Consider the following 7466-nt stretch of genomic DNA (forward strand, 5'->3'; position numbering starts at 1 on the left):
GGCGCACCAGCCTACCGCGTGGTCTTCCAGGTCAGCGATGCCGACCAGGCCAAGTGGCAAATGACTCTCAACAATGCGCGCAACGTGCAGCAGGACCTCGGCGCGGCCAACGTGGCGATCGAGATCGTCGCCTTCGGGCCAGGCATCGGGATGCTGAAGAGCGATTCGCCGGTGGCGGCGCGGCTGGATGAGGCGATCCAGGCCGGCGTGGCGGCGCACGCGTGCCAGAACACGATGCGCGCGCTGAAGCTGGACGTGAAGGACCTGGCACCGAAAGTGACCGCGGTGTCCTCCGGCGCCGCCGCCATCGTCAAGCGGCAGGCCGAGGGCTGGGCCTACATCCGGTCCTGAAGGTGCGGATCAGAGGCGGTGGTTGCCGTCGTTGGGCACGTGCCTCAGATAGAAGCTGAGCGAGGCACCGAGCGTGATCCAGAACCAGAAAAAGAAGAAGCCGAGGGTGTAGCCCGCCAGCGGCTCAAGCGTGTGCACTCCGGTCAGCTGCATCAGGTCCTCGACATCGAAGGCGGAAAAGAAGCAGCCTTCGGCCGCAATCGCCACGAGAAAGGCAGGCCACAGGATCTGGAGGGCGAGACGCAGCATGGGTTGCTCCGGTAGATAAGACGGAGATTCGGATCAGTCGTTCGTAGCCTGGTCGGCCTTCAGCTCGATCCCGGTCTCACGGGGCCAGAGCCAGGCGCCTTCCAGCCGCCACGAGCGCGCGCCGTTTTCCGCGGTGACCTGCCAGCGCGCCTGTTCCAGCTGCGGCAGCGCGACCGAGAAGCGCCCATCGGCACCGGCGCGCACCAGCAGCTGCACATCCTTTTCCGGCTGGGTAGGATGCGCGAGCCGGATATGCACCTCGCTACTCATCGGCATGGCGGCGCTGGACAGCATGCCACGCAGGGCATGCGCCTCGGCGTCGTAGTGCATGCCCAGGCTGAGGCTCAGCTGCGTGGCGACGCGGTCGCGGCGCAGGTCCTGGTTGATGGCCTTGCCCTGCTTGTAGTAGTCGCCGACCACCATCGCATCCTGGCGCGTGACGGCCAGGTAGATAGTGTAGCTGCCCGCGACCACCACGGCGGCGGGACCGAGCATCAGGAACCACGGCCAGCGGTGCTTGTACCACGGGGTGTTTGCGCCTGCGTTGGCGTTCAGAGTCGCTTGCATGTCATTCTCCTGTCGTCTTCAGCGCGGAACGATGAAGACGGCCTTTTCCTCGACCCGGATCGACGGGTCGTCGAGCGCGGTCACTTCGAATTCGATCTTGTTCGAGCCTTTTTCGCCCACTCCGTGCGGCACCCGCACGCGCACCGGCACCGGGCGCCCCTCGGTCGGCTGCATGGTGATCTCGGTCTCGGTGGCGAGCTTGATGCCCGGCAGGCCCTCGACCGTGATGCGGTAGCGGTGCGCCTTCTCGCTGGTGTTCATCACCTGCAGGCGGTAGACGTTCTCGATGATGCCGTCTTCCACTTCGCGGCCCATCGACCCGCGGTCGCGGATGACGTCCACCTTGAGCGGCGAGCGCACCGCCAGCGTCACCCCGAACAGCGCGATGATCGCCACCAGCAGGCCGGAATAAATCAGCACGCGGGCGCGCAGCATGCGCCGCGCGATCTCGCGCGGCGACCAGCGGTTCTTGATGCCGGTCTCGCTGGCGTAGCGGATCAGCCCACGCGGGAGGTTGACCTTGTCCATCACCGTGTTGCAGGCATCGACGCAGGCGCCGCAGCTGATGCACTCGTACTGCAGGCCATTGCGGATGTCGATGCCGACCGGGCAGACCTGCACGCACATCGAGCAGTCGATGCAGTCGCCCAGGCCCGTGCGGTCGCCTTTGCGCGCACCGCGCGTTTCGCCGCGCTGCTCGTCGTAACTGATGATCAGCGTGTCCTTGTCGAACATCGAGCTCTGGAAGCGCGCATAGGGGCACATGTATTTGCACACCTGCTCGCGCATCCAGCCCGCGTTGCCGTAGGTGGCGAAGGCGTAGAACAGGATCCAGAAGGCCTCCCACGGGCCGAGCGCCATGGTGGCCACTTCCGCCACCAGTTTGAGGGCCGGCGTGAAGTAGGCGACGAACGTGAAGCCGGTCCACAGCGCCACGCCGATCCACAGCGCGTGCTTGGCGGTCTTGCGCGCGATCTTGTCAAAGGTCCAGGACGACTTGGCGAGGCGCATGCGTGCGCTGCGGGTGCCTTCGGTCTTCCGCTCGATCCACATGAAGATCTCGGTGTAGACCGTCTGCGGACAGGCGAAGCCGCACCACACGCGCCCCGCCACCGCTGTGAAGAGAAACAGCGAATAGGCCGAGATGATGAGCAGCGCGGCCAGGTAGATGAAGTCCTGCGGCCACAGGACGAGGCCAAACAGGTAGAACTTGCGGGCGCCGAGGTCGAACAGGACGGCCTGGCGGCCGTTCCACGTCAACCACGGCAACCCGTAGAACACGAGCTGCGTGAGCCACACGCACACCCAGCGCAGCGTCGCATAGCGGCCGCTCACCTCGCGCGGGAAGATGTCCTCCCGCTTGGCGTACATATGGATGACTTGAGCCTTGGGCTCGGCCTTTGGTTCGTTCGCGCCCGCGGGGGGCTTGTCGGTCCCGGTCATTTTGCTGCTCGCGTTCATGGTGCTGCTCTTACTTGGCTGCGGTGGTATCTGCGGTCTTTGCGGTCGGATCGTTGGAGAGGCTCCACACGTAGGCGGCCAGCACGTGGGCCTTGCCTTCGCCGAGGAAGTCGCCGAAGGCCGGCATGGTGCCGCTACGGCCCTTGCGGATGGTCTCCATCACCGTCTCGACCGAGCCGCCGTACAGCCAGGTCTTGTCGGTCAGGTTCGGCGAGCCGAGGGCTTGCATGCCCTTGCCGTCCGCGCCGTGGCAGGCCGCGCAGGCTGCGAACTTCGGCTTGCCGAGGGTGGCCTTGACCGGGTCCGCCGTGCCGCCCGACAGGCTCACCACATAGTGCGCGACGTTGGCCACGTCTTCCTCCGAACCAAGGGCGCCGGCCATCACCGGCATCTGACCATGGCGGCCGCCCATGATGGTTTCCTTGATCTTGTCCGGCGTGCCGCCATGCAGCCAGTCGGTGTCGGTCAGGTTCGGGAAGCCCTTGTTACCGCGCGCGTCCGAGCCGTGGCACTGCGAGCAGTACGTGAGGAACAGGCGCTCGCCCATGGCGTGGGCCTTGGGGTCGGCGGCGACGACCTTGATGTCCGTCTTGAGGTACTGGGCGAACTGCGGCCCGTACTCCGCGTCCGCCGCGGCCAGTTCCTTCTTGTACGCGTCGGCCGAGCTCCAGCCGTACTGGCCCTTGTTGGTGCCCAGGCCCGGGTACAGGACCAGGTAGGCCACGGAGAAGAAGATGGTGAGCCAGAAGAGGCCCATCCACCAGCGCGGCATCGGGGTATTCAGTTCGGTGAGGTCTTCGTCCCACACGTGGCCCGTGGTCCCGATCTGGTCGGGCGCCTTCTTCGCTTCCTCGGCGCTGACCTTGATGCGCGACTGGGACCACAGCAGCAGGCCGCAGCCCAGGATCGACAGGACCGTCAGGACAACGATGTAGATATTCCAGAACGGGCTGTAGAAATCAGACATGGCGGTCCTCCTTGCTCAGGGTCGCAATTGGGGTGTCCTCGTCCGCGAACGGCAGCGCAGCGGCGTGGTCGAAGTCCGCGCGGCGGCGGGCGCTCCAGGCCCAGAACACGATGCCCAGGAAAGTGGCCATGCTCACCACCGTCATCAGGCGGCTCGCTTCATCGAAAAATGCTTCCATGTCAGTTCCTCGTCTTGATCTGGATGCCCAGGCCCTGCAGATAGGCGATCAGGGCATCCTGCTCAGTCTTGCCTTCCAGTTCGGCCGGAGCGTTGCGAACCTCGTCCGCGCTGTATGGCACACCGACGCGCTGCAAGGCACGCATGCGCGGGACGATGCTCTGCGGGTCCAGCTTGTTCTGCGCCAGCCAGGGGTAGCCAGGCATATTGGACTCGGGGACCACGTCGCGCGGGTTGTTCAGGTGGGTGGCGTGCCATTCATCGGAATAGCGGCCGCCGACGCGCGCCAGGTCCGGGCCGGTGCGCTTGGAACCCCACTGGAACGGGTGGTCGTAGACGAATTCGCCGGCCACCGAGTAGTGGCCATAGCGCTCGGTCTCGGCCCGGAACGGACGAATCATCTGCGAGTGGCAGTTGTAGCAGCCCTCACGGATGTACACGTCGCGCCCAGCGAGGCGCAGCGGGGAATACGGCTTGATGCCGGTGACCGGCTCCACCGTCGATTTCTGGAAGAACAGCGGCACGATTTCCACCAGGCCGCCGACCGAGACCACCAGCAGGACCAGCACGATCAGCAGGATCGGGCTCTTCTCGATCATTTCATGTTTGAATTTCATTGCTTACTCCAGTTCTCATGCCTTATGCGTGGACGGGTGCCGAGGCTGTGGTGCTTGCCGGAGCCTGGCCACTCTTCGGAAGGACCGGGATCGGTGCGTCCTTGAACACGCCGCCACTGAAGGTCTTGAAGGTGTTGTAGGCCATGATCAGCATGCCGCTCAGGTACAGCGAACCGCCAAGGAAGCGCACGATGTAATACGGGTAGGTGGCGCGCACGCCTTCGACGAAGGTGTAGGTGAGCGTGCCGTCCGGGTTCACCGCGCGCCACATCAGGCCCTGCATCACACCGGCGATCCACATTGCGGCGATGTACAGCACCACGCCAATCGTACCGACCCAGAAGTGGGTCTCGACCAGGCGCATGCTCCACATTTCGCGCTTGCCCGCGAGACGCGGCAGCAGGTAGTAGATCGAACCCATGGTGATGAAGCCCACCCAGCCAAGCGCACCCGAGTGCACGTGGCCGATACCCCAGTCGGTGTAGTGGGACAGCGAGTTCACGGTCTTCACGGACATCATCGGGCCTTCGAAGGTCGACATGCCGTAGAACGACAGCGAGACGATCATGAACTTCAGCAGCGGATCGGTGCGCAGCTTATGCCAGGCGCCCGAGAGGGTCATCATCCCGTTGATCATGCCGCCCCAGGACGGCGCCAGGAGGATCAGCGAGAACACCATGCCGAGCGACTGGGTCCAGTCAGGCAGAGCGGTGTAGTGCAGATGGTGGGGGCCGGCCCACATGTAGGTGAAGATCAGGGCCCAGAAGTGCACGATCGACAGGCGGTACGAGTAGACCGGGCGCTCGGCCTGTTTCGGGATGAAGTAGTAGACCATGCCCAGGTAGCCGGCGGTGAGGATGAAGCCGACCGCGTTATGGCCATACCACCACTGGATCATCGCGTCCTGCACCCCGGCGTACATCGAATACGACTTGGTCAGCGAGGCCGGCATCGACATACCATTCACGATATGCAGCAGGGCCACAGCGATGATGTAGGCGCCGAAGAACCAGTTGGCCACGTAGATGTGCTTGACCTTGCGCTTGAAGATCGTGCCGAAGAAGACGATGGCGTACACGACCCAAATGACGGCGATCAGGATCGAGATCGGCCATTCAAGTTCGGCGTACTCCTTGCCGCGGGTGTAACCCATGGGGAGGGTGATCGCGGCCAGCACGATGACGGCCTGCCAGCCCCAGAAGGTGAAGGCGGCCAGCTTGTCGGAGAACAGCCGCACCTGGCAGGTGCGCTGCACGACGTAGTACGAGGTCGCGAACAGCCCGCTGATGCCGAAGGCGAAGATCACCGCATTGGTGTGCAGCGGGCGCAGCCGGCCATAGGTCAGCCAGGGGATGTCGAAGTTCAGTGCCGGCCAGGCCAGCTGCGCGGCGATGAACACGCCGACCAGCATGCCCACCACGCCCCAAACCACGGTCGCAATGGCGAACTGCCGCACGACTTTGTAGTTGTAATTCAATTCAGATTCCACAGGGGTTCTCCAGGATGTGCCACAAGACCCCGACAGGTTACAAATCTGCCCCCCCAAAATCCTTGACCCAAATCAAATTGACCTAAATCAAGAGATCTTCGGACTCCGCTTGGCGGTATCGAACCCCGCTACCGGGGTCAGGCACCGGTTTGTGGTTGGTCAAAGCGGCACGGGGCGCGTTTTCGGGGCGGGAACCCGGTGCCTGACCCCGGTGTTGGATGGCGATACCGGCGTCAGTCGTCGGCGGGGCGGTCGTCGTCGGTGAGGACGCGCCAGGCGGGGCCGACCAGGTCATCGAACTGGCCGCCGTCGGAGGCGCGGAAGAAGATCCACAGGGCGCCGAATACCAGCAACACGCTCAGGGGGATCAGGAGGTAGAGGGATTCCATCAGTTGTTCCTTTAGCCGCGGCGCAGGCGCAGGGCGTTGATGACGACGGCGGCGGAGGACAGCGACATGCCCAGGCCGGACATCCATGGTGTCAGCAGGCCGAAGGCGGCGGCGGGGATGGCGACGGCGTTGTAGAGCGTGGCCCAGGCGAGGTTCTGGCGGATCACGCGTGCGCTGCGGCGGCCCATCGAGGCGGCATCGGCCAGCGCGGACAGGCGGCCGGACATCAGGACGCAGTCGGCGTGCGTCTGCGCCAGCGCGGCCCCGCTGCCCATGGCGAAAGAGACATCGGCAGCCTGCAGGACGGCGGCGTCGTTGATGCCGTCGCCGACCATCGCGACTACGGCGCCTTGCGCCTGCAGCTGCTGGACCAGCGCCAGCTTCTCTCCCGGCAGGCGGTTCGCGTAGGCGTGTTCGATGCCGAGGGCGTGGGCGGTGCGTTGCACGGCGTCGTCGGCGTCCCCAGACAACAGGACCAGCTCCTTGCCCATGGCGCGGAAGCGGCGGATGACGGCGGCGGCATCGCTGCGCAGCGCATCCTCAAGCGTGAAGCGCGCCAGCCAGGCGCCGGGGCGGCCGAGCCACACGCCGCCCTCCTCCTGGCTCGGGCATGGGCCGGCCAGGGCTTCCACGAAGGCGCGGCTACCAAGACGGTAGGCGGTGCCATTGATCTCGCCCTCGACGCCCATGCCCGCGACATGGCGGGTGGCGTAAGCCGCAGGCAGCCCGTCCGGCGCGGCGGAGACGAAGGCGTAGGCCAGCGGGTGGGCACTGGCCTGTTCCAGCGCAGCCGCCAGCGACAGCGCCTGCACGCCGGTCACGCCGCTGAAGCTGGCGGTGGCACCGATCGTGGGGCGGCCTTCGGTGAGGGTACCGGTCTTGTCGAAGACGATATGGGTGGCGCGCTGCAGCGTTTCCAGCACGTGCGGCTGCATCACCAGCACGCCCTTGCGCAGCAGGGTGTCAGTGGCCGCGGCCAGCGCGGTCGGCATGGCCAGCGACAGCGCGCAGGGACAGGACACCACCAGCACCGCAACCGCGATCGGCCAGGCACGCGCGGCGTCGTGCCAATGCCAGAAGGCCCACACCGCGCCGGCCAGCACCAGCAGCGCCAGCACAAACCAGCCTGCGACCTGGTCGGCCCACAGCGCCAGCTGCGGCTTGCCCTGCCCGGCCCGCGCGGCCAGGCGGGCCAGCAG

General features: G+C 65.6%; 10 protein-coding genes. 1 reads left to right on the forward strand and 9 read right to left on the reverse strand.

Annotated features, from left to right (window positions below):
- A partial coding sequence (locus E4L96_RS14425) for a DsrE family protein (RefSeq protein WP_135207925.1) occupies positions 1-351 on the forward strand: 351 nt, incomplete at its 5' end.
- A 9-nt stretch (positions 352-360) separates the two neighbouring features.
- Here the strand turns inward: E4L96_RS14425 and E4L96_RS14430 are convergent.
- The 9 genes from E4L96_RS14430 to E4L96_RS14470 all read right to left on the reverse strand — a co-directional run.
- The gene (locus E4L96_RS14430; protein ID WP_135207926.1) at positions 361-600 is read right to left on the reverse strand and encodes a hypothetical protein; all 240 of its coding nucleotides are present in this window, start codon (positions 598-600) and stop codon (positions 361-363) included.
- A 33-nt stretch (positions 601-633) separates the two neighbouring features.
- Entirely contained in the window at positions 634-1167 is a 534-nt protein-coding gene (locus E4L96_RS14435; protein ID WP_135207927.1) for a FixH family protein, read from the reverse strand.
- An 18-nt stretch (positions 1168-1185) separates the two neighbouring features.
- Complete coding sequence (gene ccoG, locus E4L96_RS14440) at positions 1186-2610, reverse strand: cytochrome c oxidase accessory protein CcoG (protein WP_370660749.1); 1425 nt, start codon at positions 2608-2610, stop codon at positions 1186-1188.
- A 28-nt stretch (positions 2611-2638) separates the two neighbouring features.
- Positions 2639-3595 (reverse strand): cytochrome-c oxidase, cbb3-type subunit III, encoded by a 957-nt coding sequence (gene ccoP, locus E4L96_RS14445; RefSeq protein WP_135207929.1) that lies wholly within the window; start codon positions 3593-3595, stop codon positions 2639-2641.
- Positions 3588-3773: a cbb3-type cytochrome oxidase subunit 3 gene (locus E4L96_RS14450; RefSeq protein WP_135207930.1), complete on the reverse strand. Its 186-nt coding sequence runs from the start codon at positions 3771-3773 to the stop codon at positions 3588-3590. Before E4L96_RS14450 ends, ccoP begins: the two co-directional genes overlap by 8 nt.
- Position 3774: 1 nt before the next feature.
- On the reverse strand, positions 3775-4389 hold the full coding sequence (gene ccoO / locus E4L96_RS14455; RefSeq protein ID WP_135207931.1) for a cytochrome-c oxidase, cbb3-type subunit II: 615 nt from the start codon (positions 4387-4389) through the stop codon (positions 3775-3777).
- 22 nt (positions 4390-4411) lie between these two features.
- Positions 4412-5878 carry a cytochrome-c oxidase, cbb3-type subunit I gene (gene ccoN, locus E4L96_RS14460; RefSeq protein WP_135207932.1) on the reverse strand — a complete coding sequence of 489 codons (1467 nt, stop codon included), beginning with the start codon at positions 5876-5878 and terminating at the stop codon, positions 4412-4414.
- A 233-nt stretch (positions 5879-6111) separates the two neighbouring features.
- Positions 6112-6267, reverse strand: a complete 156-nt coding sequence (gene ccoS, locus E4L96_RS14465; RefSeq protein ID WP_135207933.1) for a cbb3-type cytochrome oxidase assembly protein CcoS — start codon at positions 6265-6267, stop codon at positions 6112-6114.
- An 11-nt stretch (positions 6268-6278) separates the two neighbouring features.
- The coding region (locus E4L96_RS14470) for a heavy metal translocating P-type ATPase (RefSeq protein ID WP_135207934.1) at positions 6279-7466 on the reverse strand (1188 nt) is incomplete at its 5' end.

It is taken from the genome of Zemynaea arenosa, from assembly GCF_004614185.1.
Classification (GTDB): domain Bacteria; phylum Pseudomonadota; class Gammaproteobacteria; order Burkholderiales; family Burkholderiaceae_D; genus Telluria; species Telluria arenosa.